Annotated in this window: 14 protein-coding genes, 1 pseudogene and 1 riboswitch; of the genes and pseudogenes, 9 read left to right on the top strand and 6 right to left on the bottom strand. The window is 36.9% G+C overall.

Annotated elements, in window-relative coordinates; translation table 11 throughout:
- Window positions 1-7: 7 nt before the first annotated feature.
- Window positions 8-526, bottom strand: a complete 519-nt coding sequence (msrA, locus tag B5P37_RS11015) for a peptide-methionine (S)-S-oxide reductase MsrA (RefSeq protein ID WP_085238254.1) — start codon at window positions 524-526, stop codon at window positions 8-10.
- Window positions 527-664: 138 nt separating this feature from the next.
- Between msrA and B5P37_RS11020 the strand changes: the two genes are divergently transcribed.
- On the top strand, window positions 665-1,636 hold the full coding sequence (locus B5P37_RS11020; RefSeq protein ID WP_085238255.1) for an LCP family protein: 972 nt from the start codon (window positions 665-667) through the stop codon (window positions 1,634-1,636).
- Window positions 1,637-1,889: 253 nt separating this feature from the next.
- On the opposite strand, the gene B5P37_RS11025 is transcribed toward B5P37_RS11020, so the two are convergent.
- Window positions 1,890-2,075, bottom strand: a complete 186-nt coding sequence (locus B5P37_RS11025) for a 2-hydroxymuconate tautomerase (RefSeq protein WP_085238256.1) — start codon at window positions 2,073-2,075, stop codon at window positions 1,890-1,892.
- A gap of 112 nt (window positions 2,076-2,187) precedes the next feature.
- Here B5P37_RS11025 and B5P37_RS11030 point away from each other — a divergent pair, with 112 nt between their 5' ends.
- Both B5P37_RS11030 and B5P37_RS11035 read left to right on the top strand, forming a co-directional pair.
- A complete protein-coding gene (locus B5P37_RS11030) occupies window positions 2,188-2,595 on the top strand; it encodes a sporulation protein (protein WP_085238257.1) in 408 nt (135 codons plus the stop codon).
- 152 nt (window positions 2,596-2,747) lie between these two features.
- Window positions 2,748-4,010, top strand: a complete 1,263-nt coding sequence (locus tag B5P37_RS11035) for a Y-family DNA polymerase (protein WP_085238258.1) — start codon at window positions 2,748-2,750, stop codon at window positions 4,008-4,010.
- 147 nt (window positions 4,011-4,157) lie between these two features.
- Here B5P37_RS11035 and B5P37_RS11040 read toward each other — a convergent pair.
- Window positions 4,158-5,248: pseudogene (locus B5P37_RS11040) on the bottom strand (prephenate dehydrogenase).
- 134 nt (window positions 5,249-5,382) lie between these two features.
- Between B5P37_RS11040 and B5P37_RS11045 the strand changes: the two are divergent.
- From B5P37_RS11045 to B5P37_RS11055, 3 genes are all read left to right on the top strand, one after another.
- Complete coding sequence (locus B5P37_RS11045) at window positions 5,383-6,417, top strand: M42 family metallopeptidase (protein ID WP_085238259.1); 1,035 nt, start codon at window positions 5,383-5,385, stop codon at window positions 6,415-6,417.
- Between the two features lie 175 nt (window positions 6,418-6,592).
- Complete coding sequence (locus B5P37_RS11050; protein WP_085238260.1) at window positions 6,593-7,858, top strand: aminoacyltransferase; 1,266 nt, start codon at window positions 6,593-6,595, stop codon at window positions 7,856-7,858.
- Between the two features lie 30 nt (window positions 7,859-7,888).
- Window positions 7,889-9,148, top strand: a complete 1,260-nt coding sequence (locus B5P37_RS11055) for an aminoacyltransferase (protein ID WP_085238261.1) — start codon at window positions 7,889-7,891, stop codon at window positions 9,146-9,148.
- Window positions 9,149-9,627: 479 nt separating this feature from the next.
- Here B5P37_RS11055 and B5P37_RS11060 read toward each other — a convergent pair whose 3' ends face one another.
- Entirely contained in the window at window positions 9,628-9,948 is a 321-nt protein-coding gene (locus B5P37_RS11060) for a hypothetical protein (RefSeq protein WP_085238262.1), read from the bottom strand.
- A gap of 128 nt (window positions 9,949-10,076) precedes the next feature.
- On the opposite strand from B5P37_RS11060, the gene pepF reads away from it, so the two are divergent.
- Window positions 10,077-11,876 carry an oligoendopeptidase F gene (gene pepF, locus B5P37_RS11065; protein WP_085238263.1) on the top strand — a complete coding sequence of 600 codons (1,800 nt, stop codon included), beginning with the start codon at window positions 10,077-10,079 and terminating at the stop codon, window positions 11,874-11,876.
- A 74-nt stretch (window positions 11,877-11,950) separates the two neighbouring features.
- Here pepF and B5P37_RS11070 read toward each other — a convergent pair whose 3' ends face one another.
- Both B5P37_RS11070 and B5P37_RS11075 read right to left on the bottom strand, forming a co-directional pair.
- Entirely contained in the window at window positions 11,951-14,713 is a 2,763-nt protein-coding gene (locus B5P37_RS11070) for an SdrD B-like domain-containing protein (protein ID WP_085238264.1), read from the bottom strand.
- 275 nt (window positions 14,714-14,988) lie between these two features.
- On the bottom strand, window positions 14,989-15,891 hold the full coding sequence (locus B5P37_RS11075; RefSeq protein WP_085238265.1) for a CvfB family protein: 903 nt from the start codon (window positions 15,889-15,891) through the stop codon (window positions 14,989-14,991).
- A 253-nt stretch (window positions 15,892-16,144) separates the two neighbouring features.
- Between B5P37_RS11075 and B5P37_RS11080 the strand changes: the two genes are divergently transcribed.
- Both B5P37_RS11080 and B5P37_RS11085 read left to right on the top strand, forming a co-directional pair.
- Window positions 16,145-17,755 carry an ABC-F family ATP-binding cassette domain-containing protein gene (locus B5P37_RS11080; protein WP_085238266.1) on the top strand — a complete coding sequence of 537 codons (1,611 nt, stop codon included), beginning with the start codon at window positions 16,145-16,147 and terminating at the stop codon, window positions 17,753-17,755.
- A gap of 286 nt (window positions 17,756-18,041) precedes the next feature.
- Window positions 18,042-18,221, top strand: a riboswitch (Lysine riboswitch).
- A 196-nt stretch (window positions 18,222-18,417) separates the two neighbouring features.
- Complete coding sequence (locus B5P37_RS11085) at window positions 18,418-19,401, top strand: aspartate-semialdehyde dehydrogenase (RefSeq protein WP_085238267.1); 984 nt, start codon at window positions 18,418-18,420, stop codon at window positions 19,399-19,401.

The raw sequence follows: 19,401 nt of genomic DNA on the forward strand, positions 1-19,401 counted from the left end.
TCTCATATTATTGGATTTGATGTGCTTGAGCGTAAGCGAGACGTTCTGCTTCTTGTTGGGCAAATCGTTCGGGTTGCTTTTTATAAAAGTCTTGATGGTAGGCTTCTGCTTCATAGAATTGTGTCGCAGGTAAGATTTTTGTCGCAATCGCTTTCTCATGATTGAATGTCCCTTCAAGCGAGGCAACATACGCTTCTGCTACTTTACGTTGATCTTCATTAGTATAGAAAATTGCCGTGCGGTATTGTGGACCACGATCTTGGAATTGTCCTCCGTCATCTGTGGGATCAATGACAGAGAAGAAAATTTCTAACAATTTTTGGTAAGAAAAAAGGGCGACATCATATTCGATTTTTACTGTTTCATAGTGCCCTGTTTCTCCCGATTTCACTTGTTCATATGTGGGATGATCGACATGTCCCCCCATATAACCTGACACTACTCTTTCGATGCCTTCATTTTGATCGAATGGCTGAGTCATACACCAAAAACAACCGCCCGCAAAATATGCTGTATTGATATTCATATAAACATCCTTCCCTTTTTAAGACCTTCGTACCATTTTTATTGTTTTTGCTTGATTTTTAAAATAATTTTATATAACGTTAGTGTGTATTTATTATAATACATAAATACATAATTTTGAAGATACAAGGTTGATAAGATGAGAGAAAACAAATTAAAACGTAGCGCCGCAAATGCTTCTGAGAAAACTTTGAAACGTGGAAAAAAAAGGAAAATCCGAAAATGGCCTTTTATCATTTTGGCGTTGATCCTTGTCCTTCTTGTTATTGTCATGTATTGTATTTCGAGTTACAAATCCGGACTTGAAGTGGCAACAAGTAAACATCAAGCGCCTAAATTGCATCAATTTAATGGTGTATCTAAAAATGATGGGAAGGCGACAATTCTTATTTTAGGCGCGGACCGTGAAGATGGCGGCGTATCCCGTACGGATTCCATTATGATTGCGCAATATGATTATATTAAGAAAGATATGAAAATCATTTCTATCATGCGTGATATTTATGCGGATATTCCGGGATACAACAGTTATAAAATCAATGCCGCTTATTCTTTAGGTGGACCAGAGCTTCTGAGAAAAACATTGAAGTCTAATTTAGGTGTCGATGTAGAATATTACGCAACATTAGACTTTAAAGGATTTGAAGCAATGATTGATGAGCTTGCGCCAAGTGGGATACCGATTAATGTAGAAAAAGATATGTCTGAAAAAATTGGTGTTTCATTAAAAAAAGGTTATCATCGCTTAAATGGTAAAGAACTTCTCGGTTATGCGCGCTTCCGTAATGATCCAGAAGGTGATTTTGGTCGTGTGCGAAGACAGCAGCAAGTGATGACTGCATTAAAACAAGAACTCGTTCAACCTTCATCTATTTTCAAAGCGCCAAAACTTGCGGGTATTATGAGAGGCTACGTCAGCACCGATATGCCTGATTCAGCAATTTATCAAACAGGGTTTAGTTTTATTGTTCGTGGTGATAAAGATATCAAAACCCTCAGCGTCCCTGTTAAAGGAAGCTATGAAAATATTACGACAAATGATGGGGGTTCAGCTTTAGGGATTGATAAAGCTGAAAACAAAAAAAGAATACAAGCCTTTTTAAATGAGTAATGCGTTGAATAGGTGAAAAAGTGCTATGAAAGAAAGCGATATGTATCGTTCTTTCATAGCTTTTTCGCGTGTTGTTTTAGAGGAAATGTGATGTTTTATCGTTTGGTCCAGACAATCATCGTCCCCCATATAAAAACCAAGGTTCATCATTGGCTGTTTATATAGGGGACGGAATACTGTGGATGTTTCAAACGGGTTAAGAGGCCGCCTGATCATGAAAACCTTTCTAACGTTTTAGTATTTGGCGTATCATTTATTGGTCAACTTTGCGCACACCTGCAACACCATAATGTTCTTTTTTCATTTCTTGAATGATAACAGAAATGGCGTCGCGTTGGGCATGCGTTGTTTTTTCTACAGCGTCTGTGACTTCTTTGACTAGGTCTTTTAATTGTTCGTCTGTACGTCCTTCTAATAATTGAATTGTTACGATTGGCATAATAATAACCTCCTTTTATTTCATGTTCATTATATCACTTTTGTTAATAGTTGCACGAAAGAATCATTACCCTTTATGATAAAAGAAATACAAACAAACATGGAGGGATATTATGGGTTTCGACAACATATTAACATCATTAGGGATTAATGGCATGAAAGTATTCATTCGCCTAAACCAACAACAATTTGATGTCTCTGATGCCATTTCAGGGTGTATTGTCTTTAAAGCAGGTCAAAGTGATCAAAAAGTAAGGCATATTGCATTAACAATGCTTGAAAAATATCCTAATGATGATGAGACAAGCGACTTTTCCTATTTATCGCATGAATTAAAACGTTTTGAAATAGATGAAATGTTTACAATTGATGTCGGTGAAGAAAAAGAGATTCCATTTCATTTTCATCCTGAGACATTAGACTTCAAATCTGAGAAAAGTCATGTTTACTTACATACACATGTTTACATTGATTATGGTATGGATGAGGAGACTGAAGCGGTCATTCCATATCGTCGTTAGTCGTTAGAAAAGAAGGGGGGATACTGTCACACAGCTGACAGGTCTCCCCTTAATCTTAGTCAGAAATAGAACATACATTCCTTTATATCTTGATTGCAGAACATACGTTCTTGTATAATGACAATATATCGTTAGAAATGAGGGTGAAAGGGATGTATGATTATCATTTATTAGAGGATAGAGATATTTTATGCATTGATCAGAAAAGTTTTTTTGCGAGTGTTTCTTGCATTGAAAAAGGGCTCAACCCGTTAACGACTAAGCTTGCTGTTGTTGCTGATACGAAACGTCAGGGTTCAGTTGTATTGGCTGCAACACCACTGCTTAAAGCAATGGGGATACACACGGGTTCACGTTTGTTCGAGATTCCACAGCACAATGATATTTATATTATTAATCCGAGTATGCGCCGTTATTTAGAGGTCTCACTTCAAATTTCTCAAATTGCACTGCGTTATGTTCCACCTGAAGATTTACATCAATACAGTATTGACGAATTTTTTATGGATGTTACAAAAAGCTATTATCGTTTTAATACGACGTTACAAAGCTTTTGTGAACGCTTAATTAAAGAAATTTATGATGAAACGCATGTCCATTGTGCAATCGGAATAGGCTCTAATATGTTGCTCAGTAAGCTAGCGTTAGATCATGAAGCCAAAAAGAGTGCGCGTTATATAGCGGAATGGCGATATCAAAATGTGCCTGAAAAAGTGTGGGAAATCACGCCACTAAGTACATTTTGGGGGATTGGTAAAAAAACAGAAAGAAAATTAAATGCACGAGGAATATTTAAAATTGGTCAATTGGCACAATATCCATGTGAATATTTAAAAAGAGATTTTGGTATGCTGGGGGTTGACTGGCATTTACATGCGCATGGTATTGATCAAAGTCGTATGAATGAAAAGTATACCATTGTGAATCCTTCAATTTGTAAAAGTCAAATTTTGTTAAGGGATTATACGTTTGGTGAAGCATTAGTTGTGATGTATGAACTCGTTGAAGATGTGGCGCAACGTTTGAGAGCCAAAAAGCAAATCGCACGCACTATTCATTTTTCGTTTGGTTATAAAGAAGAGGGACAGGTGATGAAACAGTACACGTTACAAGAAGGCACGAATTTGGAACAAGATATTTTTAGAGAGATTAAACGATGGGCAACGATGCTATGTGATCAAAGTGCGTTATACCGTACGTTAAGCGTATCATTGACGCAATTACGTCCTGAAGGTGAACGTAATCTGAATTTGTTCGAGGATGAGTTTCAACGGTTACGTCAAGAAAGGCTAGCCAAAACGATTGATATGTTACAAGAAAAATATGGGAAAGGGATTGTGTCTAGAGCTATTTCTTTGACAGAAGCAGGCACAAAATATGGACGCTTAGGTTTAATGGCAGGTCACAAAATGTAATGAGGCGTCGACTTAACCATTGTGGAAAGGGAAAAGGCATTGAGGTGAAGGCGTGTAACATGATGGCAGCTCCCATATAAAGATGTGAAATGAATTTTCGACTTTTACATGGGAGACAGATGCATGTGAATCAAGGACAACATCAACTTAACTTAAATAAGTATCAAAATCAGAGAGTGCAAGAATTGCCGCATCGCGATCTTCAGGTCTTTTAAAACTAATGCGTAAAGCACCGTAAATATCTTCGCGCACTTCAAGAATACGAAGGTTTCGAATGGAAATATCGTGCGTACTTAGACGTGCTGTAATGGTTGAAATCATACCCGGTTTGTCCGGAATATCCACATACAAATCATACGTGCTTTGCATCGCGCCTTTACCTCTTATAGGAAGGGCGTCTCGATAATTTTTAGCTTGTTCAAAAAAGTGATACAGTGCGTCGTGTTCACCTGCTTCAATCATGGATACGGTTTGTGTGAGTTGCTTTTGTAATTGTTTCAATGATGCGAGGATATGTGTTTTGTTTTCTAGTGAAATGTCGCGCCACATTTCAGGATTGCTGCTGGCAACACGGGTAATATCGCGAAAACCACCGGCAGCCAAATCTTGAATGAGTGGTGATTCTGTTGCATAGAAAGCATTCAGATGTACAAGGCTCGAAGCGATAAGATGGGGAACGTGACTGACAACCCCTGTGATGTGATCGTGTTCCTCAGCTGTTAAATGAAGAAAACGTGCGCGTGTCGGTTCGAGAAGTCGTTGAATACGTTCGGCTGCCATTTTATTTTCTTCCAAATCGTGGACGAGTATATAATACGCATTTTCGAAAAGATGCTTTTTGGCATTTAACACGCCAGATTTATGACTCCCTGCCATAGGATGCCCCCAATTAAATGAATATGAGAAGCAAGTAAATCGCGTTCGAAAGCTTGAATGGTAGATTTTGTACTCCCCGTGTCGGTCACGATTAAGCCAGGACGTGTCGTACAATTAGGAAGTGCAGCAAGATATTGCACCGTCGTTTGAACAGGTGTCGCAAAAATGACAATATCAGCTTCTTTCAATGTTGCTTCATAATCTGAAGTGGCTTGATCAATAATGCCGATGGATTGTGCGCGTTCGAGTTGCGTTGCATTGGCATCATAAGCGGTAATCGTTACATCTTGATGGAAATATTTAATATTACTGGCTAAGCTACCACCGATTAATCCTAAGCCAACAAAAAATACATGAGTCATATGAACACCGCCTAATTTTTAGTAAATATGGCATAGTTTAACATTTTAACGCGTTTCATGGCAATAGGACTTGCAAGAATACGTGAGATTTTTGACAATCACAGGTACAATAGAAGAAAAGGGAGGTTGTCATAATGAGTGAAGCTATCATAAAAACTTTAACTGCATTGACCGCTATCGACAGTCCTTCAGGTAATGCAGATCGTGCCATTGATTTTGTCAAACAAACAGTGGAAGCGGAAGGATATCCAACACAGCAAACTAGAAAAGGAGGCCTGCTCATAGAAGTTAAAGGGGAGGATGATACACAGAAAAAGTGTATTACAGCGCACGTCGATACATTAGGTGCAATGGTTAAAGAAATTTTGGAGAATGGTCGTTTGCGTTTAGCGCTGATCGGCGGTTTTCGCTATAATGCGATAGAAGGAGAGTACTGCACAATTGAAACAGCGTCAGGTCAAACTTACAGGGGAACGATTTTGATGCATGAGACATCTCCACATGTATATGCGCAAAATGATACGATTAAGCGGGATCAAGCGCATATGGAGGTACGCATTGATGAAAAAGTGACCACTGAAGCAGAAACACGTGCTTTAGGTATAGAAGTGGGTGATTTTGTTAGTTTTGATCCACGTACAGAGGTAACGTCATCGGGTTTTATCAAATCTCGACATTTAGATGATAAAGTCAGTGTCGCAATCATTATAGCGTTCCTAAAAAAATATCGTAAGCAAAAGCAATTGCTTCCCCACACAGTGCAATTTTATATTTCAAACAATGAAGAAATTGGTTATGGTGCAAATTCAAGTATTGATCCACAAGTTGTCGAATTTATCGCATTTGATATGGGAGCGATAGGTGACGGTCAAGCATCAGATGAGTATACGGTTTCAATTTGTGCTCAAGACGCCTCTGGTCCATATCATAAAGCATTGCGACATCATCTTGTGCGCTTATGTCAGGACCATGCGATACCGTATAAAGTGGACATTTATCCTTTTTATGCTTCAGATGCTTCAGCGGCTTTGAAAGCTGGGGCAGATGTGAAACACGGGCTGTTTGGTGCGGGGATAGAATCTTCTCATGCGTTAGAACGGACACATATGGATTCAATTAAGGCGGCACAAGCGCTACTAGAAGCGTATTGTTTTTCAAAATTAGTCTGATGCGATGCCGTCATATTGGCGAATTCGGGTGCAATAAGTTAAAATGTAGAAAGACTATAAGGGTGCATATGAGGGAAAGGGATAATATTCACTTGTAATTTGCATTATTTAATTTCAAGGTAAAAAAGAAATCGAGATATCGCTAAAAGATATAAAGAGAAATAGGAGTATTGAAATGAAGTTTACAAATTTAACAACGGCAGAATTCGGTGATTTCACTGATAATATGCCATATAGTCATTTTACACAAATGGTAGGGAACTACGAGTTAAAGGTGGCAGAAGGTATAGAAACGCACCTTGTGGGTGTGAAAGATGACAATAATCAAGTATTGGCTGCATGTTTACTAACTGCGGTACCGGTAATGAAATTTTTTAAATATTTCTATTCTAATCGTGGCCCTGTTATCGACTATGAGAATAAAGAACTCGTACATTTCTTTTTTAACGAGTTAACAAAGTATGTAAAAAAATATCATGCATTGTATTTAAGAGTAGATCCTTATCTTCCTATGTTAAAACGTAATCATGAAGGAGAAGTCATTGCGCGTTTTCAAAATGATTGGTTTTTTGATAAAATGGCAAATCTTGATTTTGTACATGAAGGCTTTACGACTGGATTTGATACTGTGAGGCAGATTCGATTTCATTCAGTACTAGACGTAGAAGGTAAAACAGCCAACGATATACTGAATCAAATGGATAACTTAAGAAAGCGGAATACAAAAAAGGTACAGAAAAATGGCGTCAAGATTCGTTTCTTGGATGAAAATGATTTACATATTTTCCGATCATTTATGGAGGATACATCCGAGACAAAAGACTTTGTTGATCGTGAAGATGACTTTTATTATCATCGTTTAAAGCATTATAAAGATCGTGTTCTCGTACCGTTAGCTTATATTGATTTTGAAGCCTATATACCTGAACTACAATCTGAAAAGCAAGCATTGAATAAGCAAATTGCTAAAACAGAAAAAGAGTTGACCAAGCATCCCGATCATTCAAAAGCGCTTAATAAAAAGAAAAATTTAACCCAACAGTTAGAAGCCAACCAAGCAAAAATAGAAGAAGCAGAAACATTACAAGCCAAGCACGGCAATACTTTGCCAATCTCGGCAGGATTCTTTATAGTGAATCCATTCGAAGTCGTTTATTATGCGGGTGGGACTGCGAATGAATTTCGTCATTTTGCTGGAAGCTACGCTGTTCAATGGGAAATGATTAATTATGCGATTAATCATAACATTCCACGTTATAATTTTTATGGGATTAGTGGAGATTTTACTGATCAAGCCGAAGATGCAGGTGTGATTAAATTCAAAAAAGGTTATAATGCGGACGTGATTGAATACGTAGGTGACTTTATTAAACCAATTCAAAAACCGGTCTATATGATTTATACAAAATTAAAACAACTGAAAGAGAAGATTAAAAGATAAGATATAGTGAAGAGAAGGGGATTTGTTGGTATGAAATTTACAGAGTTGACAGTTGAAGAATACGACCAATTTGTTCAAAATCCTGCTTTAGAAAGCCATTATTTTCAAGTGAAAGAAAATATAGCCACACGAGAAGCGGATGGATTTCAAGTTGTACTGTTAGGTGTGAAAGATGACAATAACCAAGTGTTGGCAGCAAGCTTGTTTTCCAAAATTCCAACAGCAGGCAGCTACGTCTATTATGGGAATCGTGGTCCTGTGATGGATTACAGTGACTTGGGATTGGCTGATTTTTATTTAAAAGGTTTAGATATGTATTTAAACAAAAACAAATGTTTATATGTCAAAATGGATCCTTATTGGATTTATCAAGTATATGATAAAGATATTCACCCGTTAGGCGAACAGCCACCGAATGATAAGCTCGTTCAATTATTTAAATCACATGGTTATCGTCACCATGGATTTACAACGTCTTATGACACATTAAGTCAGGTGAGATGGATGGGGGTATTAAACCTAAAGGATCATACACCACAGACATTGAAGAAACAATTTGATAGTCAACGCAAACGAAACATCAATAAAGCAATCAATTTTGGTGTTAAAGTAAGATTTCTTGAAGCTGATGAATTTGATTTGTTTTTAGAGTTATACCGCGAAACAGAAGAACGTGCAGGGTTTGTATCTAAAACGGATGCGTATTTCAAAAACTTTATTGAACACTATGGTCACAAAGCTTTAGTCCCTCTTGCGTATATTGATTTAGACGAGTATATGGTGTCCTTACAGGAAAGTTTGAACGATAAAGAAAATCGTCGCGATCAAATGATGTCTAACGAAAACAAATCAGACAAACACATAAAAAAAATTGGAGAATTAGACACACAAATTGAACATGATCAAAAAGAATTGTTAAAAGCAAGTGAATTACGTAAAACAGATGGTGCGATATTAAACTTAGCTGCGGGCGTTTATTTTGCAAACGCTTATGAAATCAATTACTTTTCAGGTGGTTCAAGTGAAAAATATAACCACTTTATGGGGCCTTATGCAATGCATTGGTTTATGATAAATTACTGTTTTGAACACGGATACGAACGCTATAATTTTTATGGTTTATCCGGTGATTTTACAGAAAACAGTGAGGATTACGGTGTGTATCGCTTTAAACGTGGCTTTAACGTACAAATTGAAGAACTTGTCGGCGATTTTTACAAACCGATTCATAAAGTGAAGTATTTTATATTCGATATTTTAAATCGACTGCGCACGAAAATAAAACGGTAATGAAGTCAGAAGAGATCAGGCTACGTCCTGACTCTCTTTTTTAGAGGTAATTTTGTGTTGTTATGCTAAAAGAGGCCGATTATATATTTACCGTATTTATGTTATGTAAACCTTAAGGGTAAACGTTCTTTTTAACTTGTCATTTAAGGACTGCTTCCGCACGTTCATACCACGTTTCTGTAACTATCTTTCAACGGTTCATTTGTACAGAAACAAGTTCATGTGACATTCTATATCAACAAAACAAATGACATTAACAACGCACAAGTTACAATATATAAAACAGACTCGTAAATATACGTATATAAACAAACGAAATTCTGGACGCATCGGAATCTTTTTTTAGTTTACATAATATATATTATAGGAAGTTATGTATTGAGCAGGTTTGTTTCACCTATCCACAACGACCCCAATCATTCTAGCATTGTAACATACAGATGATTGAGGTCGTTTGATTCATTCATATCGCGTGTGGTTTATTGGTGATACTTTTCGTAGCGTCTGCGTTCTTTTTCTAGTCTTTTCAGTTGTCTCTTTTTACGCCAATTGCGTGTCGTAAACCATAAGATCAAGCTGAGCATCAAACTCAAAATTGCGACGAACGCAGCGTAACCTAATAATGGTTCGTAACGGATGGGATAAAAATTGGGCAAAATAAATGCGGATACACCAAGCATGACAAACATGATCAGTGCTGTCAAAAACCATTTATTAAGGACGAGTGTACAAAATAATGTTAAAACAACCATTATCAGAAGTGTTGTCCATAAATATGTTGGCATCTCCAAAATAGCCATAAATGAACCCTCCTTCTTGTTATTAGACTATATTATACTAAATTTTAGTTCATTCATGTAATACTTTAAATGCGAAAATGTGATGAAAAACGCTATAATAGATTTAATATGATTAAGGAGGTTTTATTATGTCACAGAAATTACCAAAGCGTTCAGAAGTTGTAATTGCAGAAACATGGGATTTAACAGATTTATATCCGAATTCACAGCGTTATGAACAAGCGATAGCCTGGTTATATCAAGACGCACAGGTATTTAAAAAAGAATTTGAAGGTCAACTGAATACAGTAGAAACGATTGAAAAAGGTTTGAAACGATTTGAGCAGTTATTAATCGAATTAGATCGTGCAGGCAACTATGCAGAATTAATATCAAGTGTCGATACTTCAGATACTGAATGCCAACGTTTAAGCGCCCTATTTTATACAAATTACGGTAAAATTTTGAGTCAATTATCATTTGTTGAATCAGAATTACTTACACTTGATGATACTGTTATGCAACAAGCCATTTCAGAATTGGATTATGCACACTATTTGACACGTTTACGTCAAAGACAACCTCATCAATTGCATCCTCAAGCTGAAGAAGCCTTAGCAAGTATGGCGCCAGCGTTACATAGTGCACGTGAAATCTATGGTACGACAAAAATGCTAGATATTGACTTTGGTACCTTTGAAGTAGAGGGTCAAACATATGATATGGACTATACAACATTTGAAGGTTACTATGAAGATCATGAAGATACAGCGATACGTCGTGCAAGTTTTCGACATTTCAGTGATACGATAAAAAAATATGAACATACGACTGCAGCAGTTTATAATGCGCAAGTTCAACGTGAAAAGTTAGAGGCAGATTTACGTGGTTACAAGTCTGTTATCGATTATTTACTAGAAAGTCAAGATGTCACGTTAGAAATGTATCATCGTCAAATCGATTTAATTATGTCTGATTTGGCACCGATTATGCGTAAGTATGCACAGTTAGTCAAACAAGCGCATCAATTAGATGAATTGAGATTTGAAGATTTAAAAGTTTCTTTAGATCCTACGTTTGAACCAAGTATAACAATTGAGGCATCTAAAAAGTATATATTTGGTGCATTAGATGTGCTGGGACCAGAGTACGTGGAGATGTTAAATCAGGCTTATGATGATAGATGGATAGATTTTCCACAAAACAAAGGAAAAGATACGGGGGCTTATTGTGCAAGTCCGTATGCGTCACATAGCTACATTTTTATTTCTTGGACGGGCAAAATGACAGAAGCCTTTGTATTAGCGCATGAATTAGGACACGCAGGACATTTTACCTTTGCGCAAAAACATCAAAACTATTTACAATCAGAAGCCTCGATGTACTTTATCGAAGCACCGTCAACGATGAATGAGATGCTCATGCTCAATTATTTATTTAAAAATAGTGAAAATCCGCGTTTTAAACGTTGGGCGATTACTTCTATTATTTCTCGTACGTATTACCACAACATGGTCACACATTTGTTAGAGGCAGCTTATCAACGCGAGGTGTATCAACGTGTGGATCAAGGAGAATCGTTAAATGCCCCTATTTTAAATGACATTAAACGTAGCGTGCTTCAAGCGTTTTGGGGAGATACAGTCAAATTAACGGAGGGGGCGGAATTGACATGGATGCGCCAACCACATTACTATATGGGATTGTATTCCTATACTTATTCAGCAGGTTTAACAATCGGTACGATGATGGCACAACGTATTAAAAATGAAGGTACCCCTGCCGTTGAAGATTGGTTGAAAACATTAAGTGCTGGCGGTAGCGTTTCACCAATTGAACTTGCAAAAATTTCGGGTATTGATATTACGACAGACCAACCGTTAAAAGATACTATTGCATATATTGGTGCACTCGTTGACGAATTAGAAAAACTTTCGACTGATATTTAAATCAGTTTATAAATCATAAAAAGCAACGCGATTCTACGTAGTCGCGTTGCTTTCCTTATACGATTTAATTTGCCTTATTTGCGTGCTTTTTTACGTCGAACGAATAATCCAACACCTAATAAGAGACTTAAAAGTGCAACGTATGGTGTTGAAATATGTTCTCCCGTACCTGGTAAAACATCATGTTTGTTTTCATCATCAGCCTTTTTATTTTCAGGTATCTGAGGTTGCTCTGGTGTTTCAGGCTTTTCAGGCATCTGAGGTTGCTCTGGTGTTTCAGGCTTTTCAGGTATCTGAGGCTGTTCTGGAACTTCAGGCTTTTCAGGTGTCTGAGGCTGTTCTGGCGTTTCAGGTTTTTCAGGCATCTGAGGCTGTTCTGGCATTTCAGGTTTTTCAGGCATCTGAGGTTGTTCTGGAACTTCAGGTTTTTCAGGCATCTGAGGTTGTTCTGGAACTTCAGGTTTTTCAGGTATCTGAGGTTGCTCTGGCATTCCAGGTTTTTCAGGCATCTGAGGTTGCTCTGGCATTTCAGGTTCTTCGCCACCCCAATTTTTAAGTGGGAAGAATCCAGCATCGATGGTCATATCATCTTGAGTGACTGTAATATTAGCAATGCGACCATCAGAATCTTTATCCGTACGTGCCGTCGTATGTTTACTTGTCGGTTCGTAACCTTCTGGTGTTGTAAAAATCACCTGGTATTTGCCGGGCGCAACATGATGAAATGCATAATGTCCATTTGAATCGCTAGTTGTTGTAGCAATCACTGTACCTTTCTCGTCAACAAGTGAGATATGCACATCAGTCAAACCGACTTCTCCATCATTTTGAACGCCGTTATGATCGCCGTCAATCCATACAAAATCCCCGATTGTGTAGCGAGGTGAATCTTCTTCTGTGCTTTGTATGCCCATATGGCTACCGTGAGGATTTTTTTGAGATGTGTTCAAATCAATAACCAATGGAGAACGACTATGATGCGTTGGTGGCGTGATGTCTAGCGTGTCTTCTTCGATAGTGGTCTGCGTGCCTTCAAGTGAACCACGTTCTGTTCCTAATTGACTGATTGTATCAACGGTATGTGTATCGGTAATTTCTTCTAACACGCCTATTTGCTCTCCACGCACATCAAGTTCCAATGTTTCATCAAATTCTAATAAATTGTTTTCTGTTGTGTACGCCATTGTATCTTCAATTGTTTCAATCTCATCATAGTGACCGTGTCCATAATCATTGCCTGAAGCACTATTTAAAATGATTAAGTGACTATCATATTGTTCTTCTATTGTCCCTGTCGCTTGATAAGTGACTGCCGGAGCAACAGTATCTTGGACAGTATCAATCACTGGACTGAATTCAATGATAGGTGTCGCTGGCAAGTCTTTTCCTTCACCATTTGCCTTGTTTGAGTAAAAAACAACACCATTATCCCAAGTGAGATTAAAAGATTGTGGAGAAGTTGCTGAATAATAATATTGTGAATCGTTGTTGTATTTATAGTATCCAGTAGCATTTGTTGTAAATGTCAGTTGATCGGTATCGCCATTGTAAAATCCTTTATAACGAATAACATATTCTTTACCATTGAAGGAATCGATATTCATCGTATATCCATTAGAGTTCACGGATACGGATTTTCCATTATTAGTCGTAGTTTGTGTCACAGGCGTTACTTTTTTGAATAAAGAAGTATTGTTAACATCGGCATATACACTTTCAGCTAGTGGTTCTGTACCTAGATATTCATACAACTCGACCTCTCCTATTTTACTTGTGTCATTATTCTGACCGTTTTTCATCATTCCTGTTAGTGTCACGGATGTTAACGGTGTAGAAGAAGGTTTAAAATAAGCAAAGTGTGTGAAAGTTTGCTCAGCTTTAGATAATGAATCGATTCTACCAATAAGTGTTGTGTTTTTGACATTTTTTACACCGTTTAAGTAGATAACATTAACGTGATCGTTTTGTGTGACATGAGAACCTAAAGTGGATTGGACAGTGATATTGCCTTGTTTTTGCACGTGGATCGGATTGATAAATAGGTTTAATGAAAGGTTTGCAGTCACATCTTTTTTAGTAGCCATATAATCCGTAAAATAGTAGCGTATACGATTTTGATCAAGTACTTCACCATAGGCAATCACTTGATTACTGCTATCTAAAATTTGTGGCACTTTTTTAATTGTTGAAACACCGTAAGTATCTACGTTCTGACTTAAAGTGAATTCAAAATAATCATGTGGTTTGATCTCGTCTTCAAATTTCCATTCATACTTTAACGTTATCCGTTGTGCCTGGTGTGGGTTTACTGTTTGCTTTTCATTTGGGTTTTCGATTGAACTGTTCGTAACTTTCACTTTGCTTGTTACATTTTGTCCTTTTTCAATGTTAGTAGCAACAGTATGATAATTGTTTGTTCGATTGACTATGTTCTTATTAATAGGCGCTTGTAAGCGGGATTCCGTATTTTGTGTTGTAACAGTGTGATCGATGACATTGTTTTGTGGTGTTAAATCAATAGCTTTTTGACTTGTGTCTTCTGCCCGTACTTCTATAGGTTGTTGTGTCAATGATGTTTCATTGTCAATGTGTGTTTGTGATAGTTTATTAAATGGTACGATAGCTTGCCCATCCGTCGTTGTTTGTTCTGTTGCATTTATATTTGTAAGTGAATGACCCGTTGTTTCAGTGTCATTTTGGCTTTGATTTTCAGTGTTTGATGCATCGGATGCATGTGCTTCTTTTGCTTCTCCCAAAATAAAAGTAGCACCTAAAAGTAGAGATGCTACACCTAACTTATGCTTTCTAATACTGTAGATTTGTCTATTTTTTTTCATAATTCTTCCCTTATTATTTATTTGTTAATCAATAATTTTATTAACTAGACGAAATTATATCCTTATGAAAAACAAAGTGCAACAGTAAAAGCTCGAGTTAATAGAATGTTAATAAATATCAAGTTATAGTTAATATTTAAATAAGCATCACTTAAATAAAAGTTAGAGACTTCTGAAAATTTACACTTTAATAGAAATAACACAAAAAAGCAGACATCACTGATTGATATCTGCTTTTTATCGTATAAGGGTGTCAAAACGTCATTTAAGCTGTATTATTCACTATCGTGACGCGCCCATCCTTTTTTAGTAAGTGTTATTTTCCCTGTCTCAATATTAATAAGACGCTGTTTATATAAATGACCAATCGCACGTTTAAATGAACCTTTACTCATATTAAACACTTCTTTAATGGCTTCGGGGCTTGATTTGTCCCAGAAAGGTAACGTACCATCGTACTCGACTAATAAATCGAATATTTTTTCGCCATCATCGTCAAGTCGTTCGTGTGCAAGTGGCAAAAATGAACCGTTCAATTCTCCTTTTTCATTGACGCCGATAATACGAACTGTCAATTCTTGACCGAGACGCGGTTCTTCTTTACGTTCAGATTCATGGACAAATATTTTATACCCCTCTTCTGACAATAAAAATGTACCGACACGTAATAAACGATATGGGCGTGCTTTAATCAGCTGATTGCGTAATGTATCGTCTTTTACGGGCGTGAACATTTGTTGGACAGTCGTTTCAGAAGCCAATCGTGCAAACATTTGTCTCTCACGATCTATTCGCAGTGTACATAATACGTAATCCCCTTTTTCTGGCCATAATGTTTTTATTTTTGGTAGGTCTTCCCATGGGATGAGCACTTCACGTGGCAAACCAACATCTAATCGAGCGCCATCTCGATCTGTGCTTAGGACACGTACAAAGTCGTAACGCCCCACCGTAATATCAGGCATATTTTGAGTTGCAAATAAATCGCCTGAACGGTTTGGATATATAAAAAAGCTATAAGACTCCCCTATTTCTAATGTTTCATCTGCTTTAACTTCAGATGCATTTAATTTTATTTTTTCTTGATTCGGGCCTTCTAAGTGATAAGTAGAACCTTCAAGTGACTTCACTTTTAAAAATTCTATTGTCCCAATAATTTCATTTTCTTTAAATGACATAACGTACTCCTCTTTAATAAAGTTATTTCTATTATAGCATGCTAAAGAAGTATAAGCAGTGAAATTTTTCAATTAAAAGTGACTGACAATGATTTGTATGCATGTTAAACGATTTAAATGGCATATTATATGGAGAAACACGACAATAAATTAAAATAGGAATAAGTATTGAATTTAAGATAGAAATTAGATTTATAAGGGGTCTCATGATATAATGCATCCATTAGAATAATTGAATTAAAGGAGAAAATGCATGTTACAAGTAACAGATGTAAGTTTACGTTTTGGTGACCGTAAATTGTTTGAAGATGTAAATATTAAATTTACACCGGGCAATTGTTATGGTTTGATTGGTGCAAATGGTGCTGGAAAATCAACTTTTTTAAAAATTTTATCTGGTGAGATTGATTCGCAAACGGGTCATGTTTCGTTAGGAAAAGATGAACGTTTAGCTGTATTAAAGCAAGATCATTTTGCCCATGAGGATGAACGTGTCTTAGATGTGGTCATGAAAGGACATGAACGCCTTTTTGAAGTAATGAAAGAAAAAGATGCGATTTATATGAAGCCCGATTTTAGTGATGAAGACGGTATTCGTGCTGCAGAACTTGAAGGTGAATTTGCAGAAATGAATGGGTGGAATGCTGAGTCTGATGCAGCGACATTGTTATCAGGTCTCGGAATCGGTACGGCACTCCATGATAAAACAATGGCAGAATTAGAAAATAACCAAAAAGTAAAAGTCCTGCTTGCTCAAAGCTTATTTGGTGAACCTGATGTGCTTTTACTGGATGAACCGACAAACGGCTTGGATATTCAAGCAATCAGTTGGTTAGAGGATTTTTTAATTAACTTTGAGAATACTGTTATTGTCGTTTCACATGATCGACACTTTTTAAATAACGTTTGTACGCACATTGCAGACTTAGATTTTGGAAAAATTAAAATCTATGTTGGAAACTACGACTTTTGGTATCAATCAAGCCAATTAGCGCAAAAAATGGCTCAAGATCAAAATAAGAAAAAAGAAGAAAAAATTAAAGAATTACAAGATTTTATCGCACGTTTCTCTGCCAATGCTTCAAAATCTAAGCAAGCGACAAGTCGTAAAAAGCAACTTGAGAAGATTGAATTAGATGACATTCAACCTTCTTCACGTCGTTATCCATTTGTGAAGTTTACGCCAGAAAGAGAAATTGGAAATGATTTGCTTTTTGTTGAAAACTTGTCTAAAACGATTGATGGTGAAAAAGTGTTGGACGGATTGACGTTCACGATGAATCCAAATGATAAAGCCATTCTAATGAGTGAGAGTGAAATCGCAAAAACGACGTTACTCAAAATCTTAGCTGGTGAGATGGAGCCAGATGAAGGGGCTTATAAATGGGGAGTAACGACGTCTCAAAGTTATTTCCCTAAAGATAATTCGGCGTTTTTTGAAGGTGTAGAGTTGAATTTAGTCGATTGGTTGCGCCAATATGCACCGGAAGATGAGCAAACGGAAACCTTTTTACGTGGCTTCTTAGGTCGTATGTTATTCAGTGGTGAAGAAGTAAAGAAAAAAGCGAGCGTGTTATCTGGGGGAGAAAAAGTGCGTTGCATGTTAAGTAAGATGATGTTATCAAGTGCAAACGTATTATTATTGGATGAACCTACGAATCACCTAGACTTAGAAAGTATTACTTCTGTCAATGATGGATTAAAATCGTTTAAAGGTTCAATGATTTTTACATCTCACGATTTTGAGTTTATCAATACGATCGCAAATCGTGTTATCGATATTGATGTGCCTAGTGGTTTATCTAAAGAAATCACTTATGAGGCATACCTTGAAGAAAAAGGCATCTTAAAATCAAAAGCGTAACATGTCATTCAATATGACTGATGATAATCCTGATAAGTGTCAATGAAAAAGCTTGTGCGAATACATCCATGTCAAAACCAAATTTCTGACATGGATGATTTTCATATTGTGGGGTTGGCCGTGGCTTTCTTTAAAATGTCAAACTTTATATGGTTGTTGATGTGCGTAAATTAATCACTGTTTCCCCTTCTTTATTCATCTGTGCATTTTTAATTTTTAAACTTTTTGACTTTTCTGTTTACAGAATGAGGGTTTCTATGTATAATGAAATGCATAATAATTGAATAGTTACTGATGAGGCGCATCAATCATAAGTAGATATATAGAAGTCATGTCTGCAAGCATGATATATCGAAAGGGTGAGATGCCGAAATGAACAGTATTGCAGTTACGCGTTCGTTGGATTCTATGGTTAAGAGCTGAGAATCTGTCATTATTGTTAAAATAATGGAGTGCATCACTTGTATATAACAGAAACAAGTTCGCACGCCGAGCTTGTTTTTTTTCAACTATTTCAATGTGAAGTGCTTTGTTATCATTGCACGTATGCTGTTGATTCAACACGTATTCATTGTACGAAGTTGAAACATAAACAGGTGCAACAATTATTATTAGAATAATATGAATATTAAATTTTTGTATTTAAAATGGAGTGAATGGGAATGACAAAAATAGCAGTTGTAGGTGCCACAGGCTTAGTAGGGACAAAAATATTAGAAACACTTGATCGAAAACAAATTGCTTTTGATGAATTAGTGCTCTTTTCATCTGCACGCTCTGCAGGGCAAGAAGTGCAATTTCAGAATAGAACATACATTGTGCAAGAATTGACTGACGACGCAACGGACGGTGATTTCGATTATGTACTTATGAGTGCTGGTGGAGGTACAAGTGCACACTTCGCCCCACTGTTTGAATCACATGGGGCAATCATCATTGACAATTCAAGTCAATGGCGAATGACTGAAGATATCGATCTAGTCGTACCTGAAGTGAATGCCCCTACTTTTAAAAGAGGCATTATTGCCAACCCAAACTGTTCGACAATCCAATCCGTTGTACCACTGAAACCTTTGCAAGAACGGTACGGATTGAAGCGTGTGGCTTATACAACGTATCAAGCTGTTTCAGGCTCAGGGATGAAAGGTAAAAAGGACTTAGAGGACGGTGCGAAAGGGATTGCCCCACAAGCTTACCCGCACCCAATTTATAATAATGTATTACCACACATCGACGTTTTTTTAGAAAATGGTTACACGAAAGAAGAGCAAAAAATGATTGATGAAACAAAAAAAATCTTAAATTTGCCTGATTTGAATGTGACTGCAACATGCGTTCGTGTACCGGTTCAGGATAGCCATAGTGTGCATATGAATGTCACACTTGAGCAGCCGGCCACTGTGGAAGAGATTCAGGCCCTCTTTGATCAAGATGAGCGTGTCGTGTTAGTTGATAATCCTGAAAAAAATGAGTATCCATTAGCGATTCATTCAACAGGGAAAGATGAAGTATTTGTTGGTCGTATTCGTCGTGATGATTCACTAGAGAATACATTTCACATTTGGGTTACTTCAGACAATTTATTAAAAGGCGCTGCCCTTAATGCAGTTCAAGTGTTGGAACAAGTCATTAAATTGAAAGGATGA

It is taken from the genome of Staphylococcus lutrae (assembly GCF_002101335.1).
Lineage (GTDB): Bacteria > Bacillota > Bacilli > Staphylococcales > Staphylococcaceae > Staphylococcus > Staphylococcus lutrae.

Coding starts and splice junctions, on each gene's coding strand:
- B5P37_RS11085 (WP_085238267.1), top strand. CDS start 18,418: ATGACAAAAATAGCAGTTGTAGGTGCCACAGGCTTAGTAGGGACAAAA.
- B5P37_RS11035 (WP_085238258.1), top strand. CDS start 2,748: ATGTATGATTATCATTTATTAGAGGATAGAGATATTTTATGCATTGAT.
- pepF (WP_085238263.1), top strand. CDS start 10,077: ATGTCACAGAAATTACCAAAGCGTTCAGAAGTTGTAATTGCAGAAACA.
- B5P37_RS11020 (WP_085238255.1), top strand. CDS start 665: ATGAGAGAAAACAAATTAAAACGTAGCGCCGCAAATGCTTCTGAGAAA.
- B5P37_RS11055 (WP_085238261.1), top strand. CDS start 7,889: ATGAAATTTACAGAGTTGACAGTTGAAGAATACGACCAATTTGTTCAA.
- B5P37_RS11025 (WP_085238256.1), bottom strand. CDS start 2,075: ATGCCAATCGTAACAATTCAATTATTAGAAGGACGTACAGACGAACAA.
- B5P37_RS11045 (WP_085238259.1), top strand. CDS start 5,383: ATGAGTGAAGCTATCATAAAAACTTTAACTGCATTGACCGCTATCGAC.
- B5P37_RS11060 (WP_085238262.1), bottom strand. CDS start 9,948: ATGGCTATTTTGGAGATGCCAACATATTTATGGACAACACTTCTGATA.
- B5P37_RS11050 (WP_085238260.1), top strand. CDS start 6,593: ATGAAGTTTACAAATTTAACAACGGCAGAATTCGGTGATTTCACTGAT.
- msrA (WP_085238254.1), bottom strand. CDS start 526: ATGAATATCAATACAGCATATTTTGCGGGCGGTTGTTTTTGGTGTATG.
- B5P37_RS11030 (WP_085238257.1), top strand. CDS start 2,188: ATGGGTTTCGACAACATATTAACATCATTAGGGATTAATGGCATGAAA.
- B5P37_RS11075 (WP_085238265.1), bottom strand. CDS start 15,891: ATGTCATTTAAAGAAAATGAAATTATTGGGACAATAGAATTTTTAAAA.
- B5P37_RS11070 (WP_085238264.1), bottom strand. CDS start 14,713: ATGAAAAAAAATAGACAAATCTACAGTATTAGAAAGCATAAGTTAGGT.
- B5P37_RS11080 (WP_085238266.1), top strand. CDS start 16,145: ATGTTACAAGTAACAGATGTAAGTTTACGTTTTGGTGACCGTAAATTG.